20 protein-coding genes are annotated in these 21,667 nt (G+C 37.5%); 14 read left to right on the top strand and 6 right to left on the bottom strand.

Annotation, left to right across the window (positions count from 1 at the left end; all coding sequences use genetic code 11):
• Nucleotides 1-17: 17 nt before the first annotated feature.
• From CNR22_18195 to CNR22_18130, 14 genes are all read left to right on the top strand, one after another.
• On the top strand, nt 18-788 hold the full coding sequence (locus CNR22_18195; protein PBQ33625.1) for a nucleoside triphosphate pyrophosphohydrolase: 771 nt from the start codon (nt 18-20) through the stop codon (nt 786-788).
• Nucleotides 789-1,454 carry a phospholipid phosphatase gene (locus CNR22_18190; GenBank protein PBQ33624.1) on the top strand — a complete coding sequence of 222 codons (666 nt, stop codon included), beginning with the start codon at nt 789-791 and terminating at the stop codon, nt 1,452-1,454.
• Nucleotides 1,454-3,187, top strand: coding sequence for a glycosyl transferase (locus tag CNR22_18185; GenBank protein PBQ33623.1), 1,734 nt, complete (start codon nt 1,454-1,456; stop codon nt 3,185-3,187). Before CNR22_18190 ends, CNR22_18185 begins: the two co-directional genes overlap by 1 nt.
• A gap of 61 nt (nt 3,188-3,248) precedes the next feature.
• Nucleotides 3,249-5,684: an endopeptidase La gene (gene lon, locus CNR22_18180; GenBank protein ID PBQ33622.1), complete on the top strand. Its 2,436-nt coding sequence runs from the start codon at nt 3,249-3,251 to the stop codon at nt 5,682-5,684.
• Between the two features lie 158 nt (nt 5,685-5,842).
• A complete protein-coding gene (locus CNR22_18175; protein ID PBQ33621.1) occupies nt 5,843-6,418 on the top strand; it encodes a hypothetical protein in 576 nt (191 codons plus the stop codon).
• Between the two features lie 85 nt (nt 6,419-6,503).
• Nucleotides 6,504-6,932: a hypothetical protein gene (locus CNR22_18170; protein PBQ33620.1), complete on the top strand. Its 429-nt coding sequence runs from the start codon at nt 6,504-6,506 to the stop codon at nt 6,930-6,932.
• A gap of 343 nt (nt 6,933-7,275) precedes the next feature.
• Nucleotides 7,276-7,827: a polyisoprenoid-binding protein gene (locus CNR22_18165; GenBank protein ID PBQ33619.1), complete on the top strand. Its 552-nt coding sequence runs from the start codon at nt 7,276-7,278 to the stop codon at nt 7,825-7,827.
• Between the two features lie 197 nt (nt 7,828-8,024).
• Complete coding sequence (locus CNR22_18160) at nt 8,025-8,381, top strand: transposase (protein ID PBQ33618.1); 357 nt, start codon at nt 8,025-8,027, stop codon at nt 8,379-8,381.
• A gap of 25 nt (nt 8,382-8,406) precedes the next feature.
• The gene (locus CNR22_18155) at nt 8,407-9,360 is read left to right on the top strand and encodes a DDE transposase (GenBank protein PBQ33617.1); all 954 of its coding nucleotides are present in this window, start codon (nt 8,407-8,409) and stop codon (nt 9,358-9,360) included.
• Between the two features lie 710 nt (nt 9,361-10,070).
• Nucleotides 10,071-11,084 (top strand): hypothetical protein, encoded by a 1,014-nt coding sequence (locus CNR22_18150; protein ID PBQ33616.1) that lies wholly within the window; start codon nt 10,071-10,073, stop codon nt 11,082-11,084.
• Nucleotides 11,074-11,775 (top strand): DNA-binding response regulator, encoded by a 702-nt coding sequence (locus CNR22_18145; protein ID PBQ33615.1) that lies wholly within the window; start codon nt 11,074-11,076, stop codon nt 11,773-11,775. Before CNR22_18150 ends, CNR22_18145 begins: the two co-directional genes overlap by 11 nt.
• 8 nt (nt 11,776-11,783) lie before the next feature.
• Nucleotides 11,784-12,158, top strand: a complete 375-nt coding sequence (locus CNR22_18140) for a hypothetical protein (protein ID PBQ33614.1) — start codon at nt 11,784-11,786, stop codon at nt 12,156-12,158.
• Nucleotides 12,159-12,167: 9 nt separating this feature from the next.
• Nucleotides 12,168-12,779 (top strand): hypothetical protein, encoded by a 612-nt coding sequence (locus CNR22_18135; protein PBQ34945.1) that lies wholly within the window; start codon nt 12,168-12,170, stop codon nt 12,777-12,779.
• Nucleotides 12,776-13,228 (top strand): hypothetical protein, encoded by a 453-nt coding sequence (locus CNR22_18130; protein ID PBQ33613.1) that lies wholly within the window; start codon nt 12,776-12,778, stop codon nt 13,226-13,228. Before CNR22_18135 ends, CNR22_18130 begins: the two co-directional genes overlap by 4 nt.
• Nucleotides 13,229-13,350: 122 nt before the next feature.
• Here CNR22_18130 and CNR22_18125 read toward each other — a convergent pair whose 3' ends face one another.
• The 6 genes from CNR22_18125 to CNR22_18100 form a co-directional block, all read right to left on the bottom strand.
• The gene (locus CNR22_18125) at nt 13,351-14,457 is read right to left on the bottom strand and encodes an efflux transporter periplasmic adaptor subunit (GenBank protein ID PBQ33612.1); all 1,107 of its coding nucleotides are present in this window, start codon (nt 14,455-14,457) and stop codon (nt 13,351-13,353) included.
• A 27-nt stretch (nt 14,458-14,484) separates the two neighbouring features.
• Nucleotides 14,485-15,738, bottom strand: coding sequence for a multidrug ABC transporter ATP-binding protein (locus CNR22_18120; GenBank protein PBQ33611.1), 1,254 nt, complete (start codon nt 15,736-15,738; stop codon nt 14,485-14,487).
• Nucleotides 15,738-16,967 (bottom strand): hypothetical protein, encoded by a 1,230-nt coding sequence (locus tag CNR22_18115; protein PBQ33610.1) that lies wholly within the window; start codon nt 16,965-16,967, stop codon nt 15,738-15,740. The genes CNR22_18120 and CNR22_18115 overlap by 1 nt, the downstream gene beginning before the upstream one ends.
• 83 nt (nt 16,968-17,050) lie before the next feature.
• Complete coding sequence (locus CNR22_18110; GenBank protein PBQ33609.1) at nt 17,051-17,710, bottom strand: macrolide ABC transporter ATP-binding protein; 660 nt, start codon at nt 17,708-17,710, stop codon at nt 17,051-17,053.
• A gap of 100 nt (nt 17,711-17,810) precedes the next feature.
• A complete protein-coding gene (locus tag CNR22_18105) occupies nt 17,811-18,431 on the bottom strand; it encodes a hypothetical protein (protein PBQ33608.1) in 621 nt (206 codons plus the stop codon).
• Between the two features lie 33 nt (nt 18,432-18,464).
• Nucleotides 18,465-21,629, bottom strand: coding sequence for a hypothetical protein (locus CNR22_18100; protein PBQ33607.1), 3,165 nt, complete (start codon nt 21,627-21,629; stop codon nt 18,465-18,467).
• Between the last annotated feature and the right edge of the window lie 38 nt (nt 21,630-21,667).

Raw genomic sequence — 21,667 nt, 5'->3', positions numbered from 1 at the left:
TCTTAAATTTGCCCTCTATGGACGAACGGGCAGGCTCTTTTTTACGGTTACTGAAAATAATGGATGAGTTAAGGGAACAGTGTCCCTGGGATAAAAAACAAACCATTGAAAGTATCAGGCACCTTACAATTGAAGAAACTTTCGAATTGAGTGACGCGATTCTCAAAAAAGATCTTACTGAAGTAAAAAAAGAACTGGGCGATATCCTCCTTCACATCGTGTTTTATTCACGCATAGCAAGCGAAACCAACGATTTTAATATCAAGGATGTGATGGATACACTTTGCGAAAAACTGATCTTCCGTCATCCTCATATTTATGGTGATGTAAAGGCCGAAACCCCTGAACAGGTTTCTCAGAATTGGGAACAACTCAAACAAAAAGAAAAAGGTGGCAATAAAACGGTGCTTTCGGGCGTTCCTAACAGTATGCCCGCGCTTCTAAAAGCCTACCGCATACAAGAAAAGGCGCGTGCCGTAGGCTTTGACTGGGAAGATCCGTCGGAAGTTTACGCAAAAGTAAAAGAAGAACTAAATGAATTTGAAGCAGAAATAAAAAATAAAAATCAGGCCAATGCCGAAAAAGAATTTGGCGATATTTTATTTTCATTAATTAATTATGCGCGTTTTTTAAATATCAATCCGGAAGATGCTTTAGAACAAACTAATAAAAAGTTTATAAAGCGTTTTAACTATATGGAAAGCAAAGTGAAAGAACAAGGTAAACAAATTGCCGATTGCAAATTGGAGGAGTTGGACGTTTACTGGAACGAGGCAAAAAAACTGTAAGTGGATTTGAAGGGATTTCTCAAAAATAATTTTTTAATAGTCTTAGTTTATTTACTGCTCATTGGAACCTCCGTTGGCTTTCTGTTAAACTATGGCAAAGTTCAGATACACGACTATCTGAACCAGTTTGTAGGTAATTCATTCTTTAACTATTTCTTTTACTACATCACCTACCTTGGCGATGGCGCCATTGCAGCCTTTATCCTTTTGTTTATCCTGCTCTATAACATCCGTTTGGGCTTGTATGCCTCGGCTTCTTTTCTCACTGCCACGCTTCTGTCTATTACTTTAAAGCACCAAATTTACGACGATGTTAACCGACCGAGTTTTGTTTTTAAATATTATTTATGGAAAAAATTAAACGTGGTGGAAGGAACTCACCTTTTCATTCACAACAGCTTTCCAAGTGGACATTCCACACAGGCATTTAGTATTTTTATGTGCCTGATATTTGCCACTAAAAATCAGGCATACAAATTTTTGTTTTTGGGCCTTGCCGTTTTTACCGCGATAAGCCGCGTTTATCTTTCACAGCATTGGCTGGTAGACATTACCGTTGGTAGTATCATAGGTACTTTGTTTAGCCTTGTTTATTATTTTATTTTTATCCACGGAAACCGGATAGAAAAATTAAACCGCCCTTTGCTGAATTTAAAGAAATCTTAATGTTTGCTCTAACAAACAATAAACTGATTATTTTTTTAATCGCTCTCATCAGCGCGCTTGTATTCATTCCTTTTATCGGCAATTGTCCTTTGTTTGACTGGGATGAAGTAAACTTTGCGGAATGCGCGCGCGAAATGGTAGTATCCGGCGACTATTCACACGTTCAACTCAACTTTCGTCCTTTTTGGGAGAAACCGCCTTTCTTTATCTGGATGCAGGCCTTAAGCATGAATCTTTTTGGCGTGAATGAATTTGCCGCACGTTTTCCAAATGCGATATGCAGTATCGTTTCCTTAATTTCTATTTATTTGATCGGAAAAAAATTTCATTCTCAAAAATTCGGACTTCTTTGGGCATTTTTATATGCAGCGTCATTGCTCCCACACATGTATTTTAAGTCGGGAATTATTGATCCCTGGTTTAATCTCTTTATTTTTCTATCTGTTTATCAATGCCTTCTTTTTTTAAATAATCCACAAGGCAAAAAAGAAATTCTGAATGCTCTTTTCGCCGGACTTTTCCTTGGCCTTGCTGTATTAACCAAAGGTCCCGCAGCACTTGTAATAGTTGCACTTACACTACTCTCGTACTTCATCTGGAACAGGCAATTAAAACTTTTACTTTCTAAACCTTTTTTAATTTTTGTAGCCACTACGCTGCTTGTTTCAGGCAGTTGGTTCTTAATTGAGTTGGCTAAAGGCAATGGAAAGATCATTGAAGAGTTTATTGAATACCAGATCCGTCTCCTGGAAACAGAAGATGCTGGGCATGGCGGTCCCTTTATTTACCATTTTGTAGTGTTACTTATCGGTTGTTTTCCTGCGTCACTCATCTTTATTGCATCTTATTTAAAGTGCCGTGAGTTGACTCCTTTTCAAAGACAGATCCGAAAAATTTTTCTTTGCCTTTTCTGGAGTGTTCTTATTTTATTTTCTTTTGTCATCAAAACAAAAATTGTTCACTACTCCTCCCTGTGTTATTTTCCATTAACCTTTGTTGCCACTATTGGCCTTATAAATTATTTTGAGACCTTTAGTTTTTCAAAGGCTTTAAAAATCTTGTACTGGTTTTGTGCAGGCCTGCTGTCGCTGGCTTTTACACTTATTGGGTTGATGAAATTTATAAAAGAGCCGATCATAAACAGCGGACTGATTGCCGACGAATTTGCCGTACAAAATTTACAAGCCGATGTGCACTGGACCGGATTTGAATTTATGATAGGGCTGATTTTTTTAGCAGGATCCTATTTAATTTACAAGGCTCTTACCGAACATAAACTTAAATTACTTTATTACGGATTGCTTTTGAATCTTTTGTTTATTACGGGCTCCATTCTCATCCTCGTTCCAAAAATTGAACAGTATTCGCAACACGCTGCTATTGAATTTTATAAGAATTGTGCAGGAAAAGATGCCGATGTGGAAACGCATAATTTTAAAAGTTACGCTTACTTATTTTATTCCGACAGAAAACCCGACGATTACAGTAATCCAAACCAGATCAAATACATCGAAAATCAACTCGATATCATGGTGAAGGAAGGACATTCGCGCATTAAAAGTTTTGCTACCTCTAATCTTATGTGGATGGAGTATGGTATCATCAAACGCCCTGCTTACATAGTCTGCAAAACCAAAGATGAAAGCCAGATGAATGCTTTAACACAAATTCACAAATTGTATAGCAAAAACGGATTTTCGTTCTACATGAGAATTCCGGCTACTGACAAATAGTCTAATATTTTGCTGTGGCACAAAATATGAACTACCTTTAGTACTAATAAATACTTTGACTATGAACTTTGGAGATTTGAACGATTTAGACTTTAAAACCAGCATTGACGAGGACTCGGATTTTATCCCCCTTTTGAGTGCTGAGGATGAAGACAATATGAGGAATGAGAAAGTTCCTGAAATACTGCCAATATTACCGCTCCGCAATACAGTTTTGTTCCCTGGTGTCGTAATTCCGATTACCGTTGGCCGCGATAAATCAATACACTTAATAAAAGACTACAATAAAGGCGATAAAACCATTGGTGTGGTTGCTCAGAAAAGCGACAGTACCGAAGAACCTACCAGCGAAGACCTTTACAGTGTGGGCACTGTAGCCCATATCATTAAAATGTTGCGTATGCCGGATGGCAATACCACGATTATTATTCAAGGTAAAAAACGTTTTAAAATCGATTCTTATATTCAGACGGAACCTTACCATAAAGCGAAAGTATCGGCTATGGAAGAGGCTCTGCCACCTAAGAATGACAAGGAATTTCAGGCTATAGTATCCAATTTGAAGGAAACTTCTACCCAGATCGTGAAGATTTCTCCGAATATTCCAAGTGATGCTAGTTTCGCCATTAACAACATTGAGAGTCCTACCTTTTTGGTAAACTTTATTTCCAGCAACATGAACGCTAAAACAGCCGACAAACAAAAAATGCTGGAAGTGCCGAATTTAAAAGAACGCAGTTTATTAGTGTTGGAATACCTGAACAAGGAATTTCAAATGCTGGAACTTCGCAATCAGATCCAGAACAAAACAAAAATGGATCTGGATAAACAACAACGTGAGTATTTTTTAAATCAGCAAATTAAAACCATCCAGGAAGAATTGGGTGGCACTAACTTCGAACAGGAGATCAGTGGCTACAGAGAAAAAGCGCTGACTAAAAAGTGGAGCGAAGAAGTAAAAGAACTTTTCGAAAAACAAGTTTCTAAATTACAACGTATGAATCCGAATGCTGCCGAATACGGCATTCAAACAAATTACGTAGAACTCATTTTAGAATTACCCTGGAATGATGTAACGAAAGACAATTTCGATTTAAAAAATGCACAGGCTATTTTAGATGAAGATCACTTTGGTTTGGAAAAAGTGAAAGACCGCATCATCGAGCATCTTGCTGTTTTAAAACTAAAAAACAATTTAAAATCCCCGATTATTTGTCTCTACGGACCTCCGGGAGTGGGTAAAACGTCTTTAGGAAAAAGCATTGCCAAAGCATTGAATAGAAAATATGTCCGCATGAGTTTAGGCGGATTAAAAGACGAAAGCGAAATTCGTGGTCACCGTAAAACTTACATTGGTGCTATGCCAGGACGTATCCTTCAAAATTTAAAAAAGGTGCAATCTTCAAACCCTGTTTTTATTTTAGATGAAATTGACAAAGTAGGTTCCGATTATCATGGTGATCCTTCCTCTGCATTGTTAGAAGTTTTAGATCCCGAACAAAATTCAACTTTCTACGATAATTTTTTAGAATTGGATTATGATTTAAGTAAAGTAATGTTTATTGCTACTTGTAATAATCTAAACACCATACAACCCGCTTTGCGCGACCGTATGGAGATTATTGAAGTGAATGGCTATACCGTAGAAGAAAAAATGGAGATCGCTAAACGCCATTTAATTCCGAAACAAGTGGAAGAAAGTGGTTTGAAAAAATCTCAATTAAAAATCTCCGATAAAGTTTTAGAATATTTAATCGAGACTTACACAGCTGAAAGTGGAGTACGTAATTTAGAAAAGAAAATTTCTAAGATCGCACGTAACGCAGCTGTTCACATAGCCAAGAATGAAGATATTCCTAAAATTACGGAAGAAGCGGTTGTAAAAATATTAGGTCCATCGCACATTAAAGACAAATACCAGGGCAATGATATTGCCGGCGTAGTAACGGGTTTAGCATGGACACAAGTGGGTGGTGATATTTTATTTATCGAAACCAGCTTAAGCAAAGGCAAAGGCGGTAAGTTAACTCTAACAGGAAACTTGGGCGATGTGATGAAAGAAAGTGCAACACTTGCTTTGGAATATTTGAAAGCACATCCGCATCTGGTAGACGCTGACGAAACAACTTTTGAAAATCAGAACATTCACATTCACGTGCCTGAGGGCGGAACTCCGAAAGATGGTCCGAGCGCAGGTATTGCGATGTTAACCTCTGTAGCAAGTGCTATTACCAAACGCAAGGTAAAAAAAGCTTTGGCTATGACCGGGGAAATTACATTGCGTGGTAAAGTATTACCAGTGGGTGGCATAAAAGAAAAATTACTTGCAGCAAAACGTGCGGGCATTAAAGAAGTTATTTTGTGCATCGATAATAAAAAAGACGTAGACGATATTAAACCAGAATATTTAAAAGGTTTAACGTTTCATTACGTCACACAAATGGAAGAAGTTTTAAAACTTGCTCTATTAAAAGAACGTGTAAAAGAGTTGAACTAGTTCTTTTCGAAAATAAAAATTAAAAATCCTCTGCCTTTGGTGGGGGATTTTTTGTTCAGGAGAAAATAAAAGCTGATAATTTAATTATATTTGGTTTAAGCTGATTCCTATACCTGATAGCTGGTATAAAGCAATTATGCACTGGAATACCCTAAGATATGACAGACAATTCAAAAACCATATTATACAAAACGATAACCGAACTTACTGAAATTTCTGTTTCAAGCCTTGACAAGCTCTTTGAAATTGCTGATAAACGGCAATTTCAAAAAGGAGAATTTATTCTAAAGACGGGACAAATTTGTAAAACTATCATGTTCGTTGAAAAAGGATATTTAAGGACGTTTATTGAAAAAGATGGTACAGAAATAAACACAGACTTTACTTTTGAAGGCAATTTTACTACCAACTTAAAAAGTTTACGCTCTGCTTCTTCGGCTGACAATTCAATACAAGCGGGAGAAATTACAACCATTTACGAATTTGACAAAGACAAACTTCTACAACTTTACAATGTATCGGCAGAGATGGAATCATTCGGCAGAAAACTTCTAGAACAACTTTTAATAGCCCAGGAAGAACACAGCAACTTGTTTAAAATTTATTCCCCAACGGAACGCTATCACTATTTACAGGCAAACAAACCTGAAATATTGCAGCGAATAAGTCTTTCCCAACTTTCATCTTATTTGGGTATTGCAAGGGAAACATTAAGCAGAATAAGAAAAAAATAAAGTCCAGAAAGTTTTTGTGACGATTATCACAGGTAAAAAAAATTAGAAAGGTTGAGCTTTGCAATTCATTTAAAAATCTAAAAAGATGAATTCAAAAAACAAATCAATCGTAACAAATTTCATTGAAGAAATTTGGAATCAAAACCAATTTGAAAAAATTGACAATTACATCTCTGCCGGCTTTATTGACCATTCGCTACCGCCATCTCTTTCAGCAGACAAAGACGGTATGAAATTATGGATTATCGGGACAGGCAAATCTTTCGAACATAAAACTATTATCGATGACATTGTTTGCGAAGAAGATAAGGTTATGCTGAAAATGAGAATGCATCTTAAACACATTGGCGTTTGGAGAGATATTGAACCTACTTATTTTGAAATATCAACGGTTGGTTACAGGTATTACAAACTTACCGATGGAAAAATTGTAGAGCACTGGTCGTTGCTAGACGGTAACTCTATTGAAAACCAACTTAGAGAAGCAAAACACGGTTGTAAAATACAGGAATGAGCTGACAAAATGTAAAGCACACAACAGCTAAGTTTTCGTCGCGTCCGAAGGACGAACAATTTAACCTCGTTTGAACAGCTTTCCGCCGCCTCTGTGGCGGGAAGCAATTTCATTTTATGCAATTTCGTTGAATTTCCTTCGCCACCTTAAAAATACAAGCAATGCTTGCAAACTAGTTATTGCAAGATTCGGGTTATTTTGATCAACGGTTAATAAACTAAGACTTATCTTTCATAACATGGTCTTGGTCGAAAAGCCTGTCATCTTTGAAGAATTCATTGCTATTAAATAGTTAAAACAAATACTGCGCCCTTGCAAATTTGCTTTTAGTTTGTAGATTTGGATGAACATAACCCGTTTTATCATGAAAAAAATTATTTACTCGTTGACACTTGCTGTCCTTTTTATTTTAACGTCATTCACGCTTAAAGATTCTCCAGACTGGAAACTCACTGACAAACATTCTGTTTGGTTTACCGGCAAAAGAATCAGCGGTTTTTTTCACGACATTAAAGGCGAAATTAGTTTTGATGAAAATAAACTCTCAACGGCACGTATAAAACTGGAAGCAGATGTAAAGTCTATCAAGACCGGAAACTCATTGAGAACATGGAATGCTAAAAAGAAAAAATGGTTTGATGCAAAACAATTTCAGACCATCTCTTTTGTTTCAGAAAAATTTAAAAAGACAACGAGTGGCTACGTTGTGGATGGAAAACTAAAAATGAAAGGCGTTGAAAAAACTGTTTCCATCCCCTTTAAATTTAGCGACAAAACATTCTTCGGAAGTTTCCAGGTTAGGAGATCAGATTATAATGTTGGCAAGATGAAAGGCTTTGCTAAAATGGTGTCTGATACGATTACAATTAATTTTACCATTCCGGTAACGAAGTAGAAAAGTTATTTTTTGGGGATTTGTGGAACTGTTCTCGACTACGCTCGAACTGACAGTCTATGGGTTGAACTGTTCTCGACTACGCTCGAACTGACAGTCTATGGGTTGAACTGTTCTCGACTACGCTCGAACGGATCAGGCGCAAAAGTTGTGGGGAAGAAAAAATAATCTGAATTTTACGGGGACTAAAACTAACTATGGACCCATCCTACAATGACTTTTTAAAAATAGTATTACCTGAGGGGATTTGCGATTATTTTGAACTCACAGGTTATAAAAAAGACTCAGAAAGCGAGCGCATTGATTTGTATTTACAAGAGATAAGCACTATTCCTGCTGAGTACGCGACTGTCCGATTAACTTCAAAAGGTTTTTTTGATCAGGTAACTATACAAGATTTTCCGATTCGGGGGCACAATGTTTTTCTGCATGTCAAGCGTCGTCGCTGGCTTAATGAGGAGACCGGAAGTGTAGTTTTTCGTAATTGGGATATCATTACAAAAGGGACGCGAATCACAAACGATTTTGCGGCTTTTTTAAAAGAAATTAGTTGATACGCATGCGCATAGCATTAAAACTATAGGCTCATTTTACGGCATTAATGGCAAAAAGCTTCAGCGTTACTATCGTAAGAAATTAAGTGATTATAACGATTGGAAATACAAGAATAAAGCCGAACAAGGAATTATATTTCCTGAAAACATTGGTCCTTATTTATCCATTGATGAGACCTGTTTATCACACTCAGAGCTTTACACAATCCTCTCCAACAAAGCGGCAAAAGGGAAGAAGGGTACCATAGTTGCGATTTTAAAGGGGACTCACTCGGAGAGCATAATCTCATTGCTACAAAGTATCCCCTTACATCTTAGAAAGAGAGTTCGTGAAGTCACACTGGATCTTGCGGGTAGCATGGGGTTAATCGTAAAAAAATGTTTTCCTCATGCAAGTATGGTTATTGATCGCTTCCATGTTCAACAGTTAGCTACCGAAGCACTCCAGGAAATAAGAATAAGACATCGTTGGGAAGCTATAGAGGCTGAAAATAATGGCATTGACGAATCCCGGAAAAACAAAAGAGCTTATGTCCCTGAAATTTTAAGTAATGGTGAGACTCTCAAACAACTACTCGCAAGAAGCCGCTATTTACTCTACAAAGCCGAACACAACTGGACTTTAGAACAATCCCAAAGAGCTAACATACTTTTTGATCGTTATCCTGATATTAAAAAAGCGTATGGTCTGGCTCAAAAATTATCCTGGATCTACAGCAATACAAAAGAGAAAATATATGCGTTTACAAGATTAGCCAAATGGCATGAAGAGGTTGCCCAATCTGGGTTCAAGACCTTCAATACCCTATCCAGAACCATTGAAAACAATTACAAAAGAATACTAAACTACTTTAATAACAGAAGTACTAATGCCTCAGCCGAATCATTTAATGCGAAAATCAAAGCTTTTAGAGCGCAATACCGAGGAGTTACAGATGTAAATTTCTTCCTATTTAGACTCTCTAAACTATTTGCCTAAATTTTACTCCACAGATTTTGCGCCTGATCCGCTCGAACTGACAGTCTATCGGTTGAACTGTTCTCGACTACGCTCGAACTGACAGTCTCTCTCGGTGGAACTGTTCTCGACTACGCTCGAACTGACACTCTATCGTTCGAAGTGACGGTCTCTTGGTGGAACTGTTCTCGACTACGCTCGAACTGACAGTCTATGGGTTGAACTGTCCTCGACTACGCTCGAACTGACAGTCTCTGTCTCGAACTGACAGTCTCTGTCTCGAACTGACAGTCTTCGGTTGAACTGACGGTCTCTAAGTTGAACTGGCACTTATTGCGCGATTTGCGGGCCTTAATATCCGCTGTATGTTAATCGCGATCAAACTAACATTGCCCGTGCTGAAAGAGGCTTAACCAATAATTGTCATTTCGAGCGTAGTCGAGAAATGAACTTAGACACTATAAACTCTAAATCGCAGAACCAAAACAAAAAAAAGTTCTGAATCACTTTTAGCATAGATAACATTTTTAAAACAGGTATTTTTTTGTAAAATTTGAGAGAGGCGCTAAACACCATCTAAAAAAGAACTCATTAACTATGATTGTACACGGTTACAATTAATTCGGGAATTCAGCTCTTGCAGGCAAAAAACCCCATTACGCAGAACTTATTTTTTTACCAAAGCATGAAGCCAGACCTTTACATCATTGTTTAACTTAATATTTTAAATTATGAACAAGTCTGTTCTTGTAATGTTTCATCTTTTTTTCTGGATTTTTACTGCTTGTTTCATAGAGCAGTTATTTCAATGGGCTGCGGTACAGGCCTGGTTTATTCTTTACACTCATCCAGCAAAAGGTACTTATGAGGTGCATACAACTTTTCCCGTAATTCTATTTATACTTTCTATTGGCTCCTGTGTTTTTTACGCTTCGTATTTTTCTTTAAACTTTTTCTTAAAACGGCCATTACGTTTGCTTTGGGTAGCATCTGTGTATATTTCTTTCACATTGATTATTTCGCTTCCAGCCAGTCCCGTATCTTCCCGGGCTTTTACGATCCTTGGTCCGGTCTTGTACTTCAATGTTTTCGGTTTTCTGTTCAGAATCTTTATTGAATGGCTGAAGGATAGAAAATTAAAAGCTGAATTAGAAAAAGATAAGGTAAGCAGCCAACTTGAGCTTTTAAAATCAAAAATAGATCCGCATTTTTTATTCAACAATCTCAATAACATTGACGCCTTTATAGAAGAAGATCCAAAACAAGCTTCTGTTTATCTCAAAAAGCTTTCTGACATTTTACGGTTTATGCTTTACGAATCAAATGCCGATAAGGTGGCGCTTGCTCAGGAAATAGCATACATTCAAAAATACATCGATCTTCAAAAAATAAGAACTGCCAATGCGAGTTTTGTGACCTTGGAGGTAACTGGAGATACAAGTGATAAAACCATTTCGCCGATGATCCTGATTCACTTTATTGAAAATGCTTTTAAATATGCCAGTAATAAAAAAATTAAAAATGCCATCACTATTCAAATCAAAACTGAAGAAACTAAATTAGTCTTTCACTGTAAAAATCACATCAACGAAAGATCAGCAGAGAAATCTGAAAAAAGCGGAATTGGCAGCCAACTTCTAAAACAAAAGTTAGATCTTCTCTATTCCAGTAAATACAGGCTTTTTACAAAAGAAGAAAACAATTGGTATCTTGTAACACTCGAAATTCAGTTAGATGATAATTAATTGCATCCTGGTAGAAGATGAGCCCCTGGCTTTGAAACGCACAAAGAGCTACGTGGAGAAAATCCCGTATCTCAAACTTCTACGGGCTTTTGATAATGGCTTCGAAGCGATTGGATTTCTAAAAACACAGGCAGTGGATCTGATTTTCCTGGATGTCAAAATGGATGAACTCAATGGCATTCAACTCCTCGAATCACTTGATAAAAAACCACACGTTATTATTACAACTGCATACGACAGTTACGCTTTAAAAGGATATGAACTAAATGTGACCGATTATTTATTAAAGCCCTTTAGTATCGAAAGATTTATTCAATCTGTAGAAAAAGTGTTTTTTCAGATGAACCGATTGGCGGCCGAAGAGCGCGATTTTTTCTTTGTAAAATCAGATTATAAAATTGAAAAAGTGCTTTTAAGTGAATTGCTTTTTATTGAGGGCATGCGCGACTACCGTTGTATACACACACCTGCGAAAAGAATCCTCACCGCACAAACTTTTACAGAGCTGGAAAAAGAACTTCCAACTTCTAAATTTTGCCGTGTGCACAAATCTTATCTTGTAAGTCTCGACAAAATAGAAGTGATCGAACGCAGCCGCATACGCATAAAAGAAACTTATATTCCCATCAGTGAAACGTACAAAGATGTTTTTTACAAACTCATTGGCTTTGGAGCAGATGGAAAAAAATAATAAAACATATGAAAACCATTTTATACCTGGGTTTTAATCCCGAAACGTTAGATTTTTCACAGCCCGGCTTTCCTCCCGGCTTAACAGCAGAAATAATAGAAGCCGGCGTTGCTGCTGAGATTAAAAAATTAAAGGGTCTGGGGTTCGAAGTAATTCGTTTTTTCTTTGATCTTGGAAATTCAGATCTCAGTGAACTGGAAGCGCATTTGAAAACAACGAAGTACGATGGTTTATTGATTGGCGCTGGTATTCGTATTCCGCCACCAAATCTTATCTTTTTCGAAAAACTTATTAATTGTCTGCATGAACATGCTCCTCATTCAAAAATAATGTTTAATACAAGCCCACAAGACAGCGACGTCGCCATAAAACGCTGGTTATAAAATATGAACATGAGAAAACACTACCTATTAGTTATCCTGTTTTTTGCAGGTCTCATCATTTCAGGCATTCAACCTCATGATTACTTTACCTGGTTTTTGGAGGTCTTTCCGGCTATCATAGGCTTCTTCGTACTCTTGTTTACGTTTAAGCGGTTTACTTTCACCTACCTCACTTATTGTTTTATTCTTTTTCACTGCTATGTTCTTTTTATTGGCGGACATTATACTTATGCAGAAGTTCCCTTATTTAACTGGATCAAAGAGGCGTTCGATCAAACAAGAAATAATTATGACAAAGTTGGACATTTCACTCAAGGGTTTGTTCCGGCGCTTATTACAAGGGAACTTTTTATAAGATTACAAGTGGTAAAACAAGGAGGATGGACATCCTTTCTAACGGTAACCGTATGTGTGTTTATCAGCGTATTTTACGAATTTTTAGAATGGTTTGTGGCCGTAGCATCAGGAGAGTCAGCCGATTCATTTTTAGGAACGCAGGGATATGTTTGGGATACACAATCGGATATGCTTTACGCAACTATAGGAGCCACCTGTATGTTGATTTTTCTTTCTAAATTGCAGGACAGACAAATCAATAAACTTAAAACCCAAAATCAATGAAACAAGTCATTTTAAACATGCTTTTGCTTACCCTGCCTTATATGATGCAGGCTCAAAAAAATAAAAAAACAAAATTGGATACTGTAAAAGTATACCATTGCAGTTACAGCCGATCCCTGAGGGGAGATTCGGCGACCTATAAAATAAATGATAAGGTTGTTACAAAAGAGTATTTTCAAAAGATTCAGGATGTGAATAAGGCGATACAAAAGTGTAATCCTTGTTATATGAAGAATTATTCACTTGATGATGTTTTGTTAGATGCTGGAACACTCTACATTCATTGTCCATCAGGAAAAGAGAAGAAACCTATCGAAATTGAAACGGAACATGGAAAGTCAATGATGCAGGAATCAGACCATTGCAAACACGGAGAATGGAAGTATTACGATGCTAACGGAAACATTACTAAGGTGGAACATTATGACTTTGGAAAAGAAATAAAATAAATTTTTATTTAACAGAACACACTTTGTTGAGAAGAAAAATCCAACGAAAACACTACCAACTATGGGTAATCAACTATAGATTCTTGAGGTTGATCAATTTATTACAATCAATAAACTATTACTTAATCCTCTTCTTTCTTTTCCTCAACCTGCAACATCTTAATCTTGTCTGTTTTTTTCAAACCTTCCAGTACTTCGATGTTTATCCCATCCGATAAACCCGTTTTAATAAAACGTTTTTCAAATTTTTGAGTGGATGTTTCAACTTCCACGTAAGCTTTTTCTTTCTCAAATTGTAAAACACTTTCAGGAATTGCCAGTACTTTTTCTTTCTTAGCCAAAATAATGTCTGCATTAGCACTGTAGCCAGCCCTTAAGAAAGCCGAATTATCTTTATTAATAGAAGCCCTGATCAAAAACTGGATCGCTCCATTTTCTGTGATGCCTTTTGGAGCAATGTATTCTAGTTTCGCTTTAAAACTTTCTTTATCTATTGCACCTATCGTCAACACTATATCCATGCCTTGTTGCACCTTCCCTACTTCGCTTTCATCAAGCTTACCTTCAAAGATCATCTCTCCCATATTTGCAACAGAAGAAATAGTTGTTCCTTCATTAAACGTATTGCTTTCGATCACTTGTCCACCTTCTTTTACCGGCACATCCAGTACCATTCCCGTTATAGTGGATTTTACCATGGTATTAGAAACAGACCCTTCCGATTTGGAAACTCCTTCTTTAATGATTTGTAATTGATTGAGTGCTGCGTCTAATTCTGTTTTGTTTGATTTTATTCTCAGATCAATAGACTGAAAATCAGACTTCGAAATAACATTCTGATCAAATAATACTTTATTGCGATCGTAGTCTAACTTAGAGTTATCGTAATTGATTTGAGCTGCACTTACCCTATTCTCGGCATTCGCCAGGTTAAGCATATTCGGAATAATTTTGATCTTTGCAATAACATCACCTTGTTTTATTTCCTGTCCCGCCACGATATACAGCTTTTCAATAATGCCACTCACCTGCGACTTCATGTTGACTTCCCTGCGCGGGGTCACAGAACCTGTTGCAACAGTTTTCTTAACGATAGCCGTATCAAATGGGTTCAGGGTTTTAAAGACCTCGGGTGGTTTTTGTGATTTTTGATAAAGAAAGTAAAAGGTCCAGATAAATAGACCACCCAATAAAACTACTAATACTATATTTCTAATTTTTCTAAACATACTCTATAAATTTTATCATTTAATACACTATTCACTTCTCAAAGCCTCAACCGGTTTAATAGAAACCGCTTTGTTGGCGGGAATTAATCCTGCTATTGCACCGCTTACAATTAGTATAGTTAATGCGGTGATGGCAACCGAAAGATCTACGGTAGGATTTCGAAACATATCTGCGCTATCTCCCACAGCAATATTCAATAATTCCATCAAGCCGATTCCTAAAACCAAACCAAAATAACCCGAGATCGCTGTCAAAAAAACGGACTCCAAAACAATTTGCCCGATAATTTGACCGGGAACCGCGCCTAAAGCACGTTTCACGCCAATTTCTTTTGTACGTTCTTTTACAACGATCAACATAATATTACTGATGCCGATAACTCCTGCCAGCAAGGTTCCGGAGCCTACTATCCAAACCAACAATTCAATTCCAAAAAAAAGTCCACTCATTTTTTTAAATTCCACGGCCATGTTCCAGTGTCCGATTGCCTTTTTATCTTCCGGAGCTACCTTATGCCTTTCTTTTAAAAGCGCTATGGCTTTTTTTTCAGCAACTTCTGCAGGCACATCATCGCGAGATTTAATAGCGAACCAGCCAACCCTATCTCCAGAATTAAAGGCATTTTGATAAGTTGTAAAAGGGACATTGATCTTTTGAGCATCTTCTCTTCCTTCTCCGCCTTCAGAAGCAACTTTTGTGAGGCCTACTATTTTAAAATAGACACCGTTAATACGAACGTACTCACCAATAACTTCTTCTCCTTTCTTAAAAAGCATTTCCGCTACACGGGGACCAATCACGCAAATTTTTCTTTTTTCTTTTATGTCCAGATCATTTAAGAAGCGGCCCTTCTGGATAACGACTTGACGTATTTTTGCAATATTGGGATAATTGGCCTGGATCTCACAGGCAGCAGTTTTTAAACCTCTTACAACATTATTGGCGCCTTCGTAACCTCCCAATTGCAACATCGGTGAAACTACGTCAAGCTCTGGTAGAGTGTTTAGTGCGTTGATATCAGAGAGTTTATAAAAAAATTGTCTTCCAGGTTTCATTCCCTTATAGGCCTTAGTAGTTGGCTCCGTCCACATAAAAAAACTATTCGTGGCTGTTCCTGCAAAACCGTGTAGTACGCCATTGCGCAAACCGTTACCAGAGCCGAGCATGATCACTAACATAAAAATTCCCCAGAAAACTCCGAGCATGGTCAGGAAGGTCCGTAGTTTATTTTTACGAATGGTTGCGAAAATTTCCTGCCAATTATCTCTTTCAAAAATCATTAGCTTTCTCTTAAGGCGTGTATAGGTTCAATTTTAGCGGCTTTTAGGGCCGGAAATAAACCCGACAATGCACCTGCTACTATAATTAAAATCACTGAATAGATAGCAATCTCCAGATCCACATCCGGATCTTTAAAAAAATCGCTTTCTAACTTAAAGAATTTTAGCACTTCGATCAGGCCGATTCCCGCCATTAAACCGCTGTAACCAGCAATGAATGTAATAAACACAGCTTCCTGCACTATTAATGAAACTATGGAAAACGGTGTAGCTCCCAAAGCTTTACGTACTCCAATTTCTTTATTTCTTTCCTTCACTACAATCATCATAATGTTACTCACTCCCACAACCCCTGCAATCAGAGTTAAAACGCCAATCACAAACACAAACCATTTAATGCCTGTCATAACTCCCATTACTTTTTTGTATTCCACATTATTATTGTATACCCCCAGTGCATTTCTATCCTTGGGATCAAAATGGTATTTTTTTGCCAGATGTTGCCGGATCTCTTCACTCATTTGTTCACTGCGCTCCACACTCACACTACCCGTGCTAACCCAAAGTGTGCTGACATCCGTTTTTCCACTGTTAATTCTTTGAGCTGTTAACAAGGGAACATAAATTCTATCATTGTCTCCCCGCCCCGGATCATTAAAAACACCTACCACTTTGTACTGTGTTCCCGCCGCATCAATAAACTTATTCAAGGGATCTTCTTTCTTAAACAAGGCATCACGCACCGGTAGTCCGATTACGCATACTTTTCTGAATTCATTGAAATCAATTTCGTTTATAAAACGACCACTTACCACTTTAGCTTTTTCGAGGTTGTGATGGTCAGGTGCTACGGGCCGCACAATAAAAGCCACATGCTCTTTTTTGTAAGACAAAACTTTGCTTTGCCAACCCTGGTAGATGCCACTCGCATTGTCTATACCAGGAATATCATTTTTTACAAAATAAAAATCAGCGTTCGTCAATTGAATTTGTCTTCCTGGCTTGTAGCCCTGGAAAGGCATGCTGGTCATACCTCCTTCAATCCAAATACTATTTGCTGCATCATTCCCGAACTGACTTTGCACGCCATTTTTTAAACCTTGGCCTGCCGCTAAAAGTACTATTAGGATAAATATTCCCCAGGCCACGCTAAACGCGGTTAAAAAAGTACGAAGCTTGTTTTTCTTAATCGTACCTAATATTTCCTGCCATTTATCGAGATCGAACATACACGAAGGTTATAGTCAATAGTTTATAGTTTACTGCTTAGATTTACTTTGTTTGCGGTACTCATTACTTATTACTAACTATTCTATACTATTAAACCGTCCTTCAAACGTATCGTTCTATCCGTCAAGGCAGCAATGTCATTTTCATGCGTTACAATCACAATAGTTTTTCCTTGCTTATTAATCTCTTTAAAAATATCCATCACTTCAATGGAAGTTTGCGAATCTAAAGCGCCGGTTGGTTCGTCAGCAAAGATCACTTTCGGATCTCCTATTAATGCCCGGGCAATGGCAACGCGTTGTTTTTGTCCACCGCTCAGCTCACTTGGTAAATGATTGGCCCAGTCCAGCAAACCCACTCTTTCCAGATATTCCAAAGCCCTTTTATTACGCTCTTTGCGTGAAACTTTCTGATAATAAAGTGGCAAAGCCACATTCTCCATCGCATTTTTAAAGGACAATAAATTAAAAGACTGAAATACAAATCCTAAAAATTGATTTCGCAATTGAGCTGCTCTTTTTTGAGAAAGATCTTTTATTAAGGTTTTGTTTAATAAATAATCGCCCGAATCGTAGTTATCGAGAATTCCAAGAATGTTTAAGAGAGTGGATTTTCCTGATCCCGAAGATCCCATAATGGACACAAATTCACCTTCGCGAACATGGAGGTCTATGCCTTTTAAAACTTCGAAAGAGGTTTCTGCTAATTGATATGACTTTCGAATTCCGCTTAATTGAATCACGTTCAAAAATAAATAGAATTAAATTAAACAGACTTACCTTTCATCTTTAAAATAGTGCGTTCAAATAGAAATCACCCCTTTTCGATTTATACATTCCCAACTAATAGCGATAAACTAAAGAGAAAAGTGCGAAACGGTTGTCGAATCCTATTCCTGTGGTAAAGCCTTTATAATTTTGCGCACTATTGGTCCCGGTTTGATAAGTAGCGTACACGGAGGGATTTATTTCAACTGCAGCGTGAAAGTTAGCGTAAACCTGGAACAGTAACCCTAATGAATAAGGGATTGCGCCCGTGTAATTAGTGGAAGTAGATTTTTGCTGATCCTGGGGAATTGCAGGATTTAAATTGCGCCTTTGGTTAAAATCAGCTGTAAGTCTGACTGCGGGTCCATGAAAAAAACTCAGTTTAGTTGTTACCTTTCTGCGTCGCTCAAATCCAATTTCAACGCCACCAGAATAAAACAGATTACTTATTGGAAAAGTACCCGAACCACTTCCCGATTCACTGTATGCCCCTGAAAGATTAACCAATCCTATTTTAAAATATGTTTTGGGTGCTATTTGTTTTTTATATTTAAGGGTAATACTCAAAGGTGAGCTCGTTGCAAAAGAAAGATAAAATTCTTTACGCATTGGGCCAAGAGTATCGCTTTGCGATTTTAATCCGGTAAAAATAAAGAATGCGAAAATCAGGCTAAAACAGATGTTTGGGTTTTTCATACTGGTCAATATCAAATGGGTTTGTCGCGCAAATTAGTTAAAGGTCTTCAACAAAACAAAAGCAGCCCAATAAAGTGGCTCCGTATATTTTTGCTTGACTTCCAGTTGCGCAAGTTTAAAAGACGATTCTACATTTTGAGAAACAGCGTAATGCTTGTAAAATTGGGTCATGAGGTATTGCGTCGCAAAATCATCTACCGGCCAAAGACTCATCATAATATTTTTTGCCCCGGCAATGGTAAGCGACCGCTGTAATCCCGCAACGCCCTCTGCCCCCATATCATCACCCTGGCCGGTTTGACAAGCAGAAAGTATTACAAGTTCTGTTTTATCGAGATCCAGCAAACAAGCCTCGTAAGCCGTAACAATGCCGTCATTTTCTGAATTGTGATTTGTACTGTCTTCCGTTGCAGGACCAGCACCTGCCAATATAATGCCGGACCTCAGCAAAGAATTATTTTTAATCATCGAATTTTCGAAACCCAAAAATAGTTTGTCTTCGCTCTCAACATCTTTTAGATAAAATCCATGCGTAGCAATATGGAGAATGCGCGGAGATTTTAATTTTCTTAAATTTTCTTCGCTTGCAAATTGTTCCGTATAGGTATTTACTTTCCAGTTTTTATTTTTTAGCTCTTTGGAGATTTCTTCTACTTCGGTTTTAGTGCCTGGGAGCTTCGCAAGGTTTGTGAGTCCGAAGCGTTTTGCAACCAACTGCGAGTTTTTGACATTTAGTTTTGCCTTGTCTAACTTAAAATCATAGTCGTAGTCTGGATACCCGAAAAGACTGGCGCTTAATCCGGCCTCGGCTTTAGCCGTGCCTTTTGAAAAAGATCCGAGGTTAGAGGTCTGGTAAATTTCGTAAGAATCTACCAGGTATTTTTTCTTTGCAGGATCGTAAAGACTTAACCAATTGATCTTATGAAACACTCCATCTGACGAAACGTAAATTTTAGTAATTCCTTGCAAAGAAGATTGAAAAGCTTTAAAATAAACCGCATAACTTAAAGTATCTTTTTTCAAATTATCCACGCTGTTTGAATAATAAGTAAAAGATTGGTTGTCCATTTTATTTCCCTCCTTAAAAACGATTAGCTCAGGCTCTTTGCTGGTTTTCGTAATTATCAAGGCACCATACCTGGCAAGACTCTGCGTATCGTTAACCAATTCGTGAACTTTAAATAGTTCAATGGCTGCTTCACCAGGCAGGAGCTTTTCTCTGAGTTGTTCGAAGCTCACCTCTTTCTCCTTCGTAAAATCAGGCAGCTTTGATTTTAATTGAGATTCAAGCTCTGAAATTCTTTTGTATAACGCATTATTATCTTCGTTAGCCGCATCAGCCGATTTGTATTTATTGAGCAGTTCATTTTTAAGACTTAACCATTCAGCGTAAATGGTCTTTAAATTTTCGTCTTTACTTGTAACAACTGCTTTTTTCACGCGCGCCGATTTATTCGCTAACAAAGACTTTAACATCATCTGGTATTTCAGGATCAAACGTATATGTTGCGAAAGATCCTTTCCTGAAAAATTTAATTTGTAGTTGATCACATATAAATTATAACTCTCAAAAACCACGTTTATACACGCGAGAAAACTCTGCTGATCCTCTTCGCTCATGGCGTCAAAATAACCATTGAGTTGATTGGCATAATACTCCAGGCAGTTAAAATACAAGGGACCGGCCTCTTCATACTTTCCGTTTAAGGTATGTATTTCTGCAAGAGCCATTTCAGCATTGGCGTAGAGCTCATGATTTTTTCCAAAGTTTTTTTCGGTGAGAAGCAATGCCTCTTTCATATTTTTCTCTGCCTTATCTAACTGATTGGTCACCCGGTATAAACCATAAGTTGAAATTAAATAAGACGCATAGCGGTAATGGTTCTTACCAACACTCCTTTCAATAATTTTTAAAGCTTTTAATTTATACTCTTCTGTTTTTTTGTAATCTTTTAACTGCAAATAACACAAAGAAAGGCTGTTCATACAATTAGCATAGCTCTGATGATTCTCACCTACAACTTCCCTGTAAATTCTCTCTGCTTCCAAATGTTTCTCCAGTGCTTCAGGAAAAAACCTTTCATCCCGGTTAAGGCCTGTATCAAAATAAACATTCCCTAGATTAGAAAGTGCATTCGCATAGTTCTCAGAATGCGTACCGAAATTTTCTCTCCGTAGTTGAAGTGCTTTAATTAATAATTCCGATGCTTCACCATACCTTCCCAGAATTCGTAGTAAATCAGCTTTATTACTTAATGTTGAACAGTAAGCTTCCGATCGTTCCTCTTTAGCTTCCACATATAAAGCCAGCGTTCTGTTATAAGCGTCTTCCGCATTTTTTAACTGATCAAGAGATTTATAACACAATGCCAAATTATTTTCTCTGCTCGCCTCCGTGACTTTATTATTTAAGTGAAATTCAGAATAGAGGGCTTTTGATTTTTCAAGATAATAAAGCGCAGTTTCGAACTGTCCGGTCTCCCGGTAAATGTCTCCCAGATTGGCAATCGAAATAACATATCCCATGGTATCGCCCAATGGCAGAAGATCGCCGGCCTCTACCACTTTTTTATAAATGCTTATCGCCTCTTCATAATCCCCTTGATTTTGCAAAATAATTGCTTTGCAATTTAAAAGTTGTATGTACTGCACATTTTTCTCACCATCCAGTGTTTTATAATAATAAAGTAATGCTTCCACATAAGGTTTGGCATCATTGTACTTCTCCAGGTCAATCAGCAAGCGTGTATAGTCATAGAAAATTCCGGTGTATTCACGGCTCGACTGACCGTAGATGGCCGCCATTCCTACCATACACTTCAGATAGTACTTTTCTGCTTCTAAAAGGTGATTTGCGTTGTAATTTATTATGGCCAGACTTAATTCCACTATGTGTTTTAAAGTTGTATCCTGCGCCGTTTGTGCATATTTATAGGACTCGAGATAACTTTCTTCAGCCTTAGCGTAATTTTTCTCCGCGTAAAAAGCGTTGGCAAGCATGCTGTATAGCTGTGTCGAATTATCAGGGTACTCAGCTAATTTCTTTTTGTACTTAGAAATAAACCCCTCCCCATCTTTCACCGATATAGCTTCACCGGCATCCATTTTTTTAAACAGAATTGCCCAATCTTTTTCATACGTCTGTGCATGGAGACCTCCAAAAACTAAAAACAGGATTAGAATAAATTTAGCTCGCATACATGTTGTTTTATAAACAAATACTTCTTTGGTTTGTT

Source organism: Sphingobacteriaceae bacterium (assembly GCA_002319075.1).
Taxonomy (GTDB): domain Bacteria; phylum Bacteroidota; class Bacteroidia; order B-17B0; family Aurantibacillaceae; genus Aurantibacillus.
This window is presented reverse-complemented; position numbering and strand designations above follow the sequence as displayed.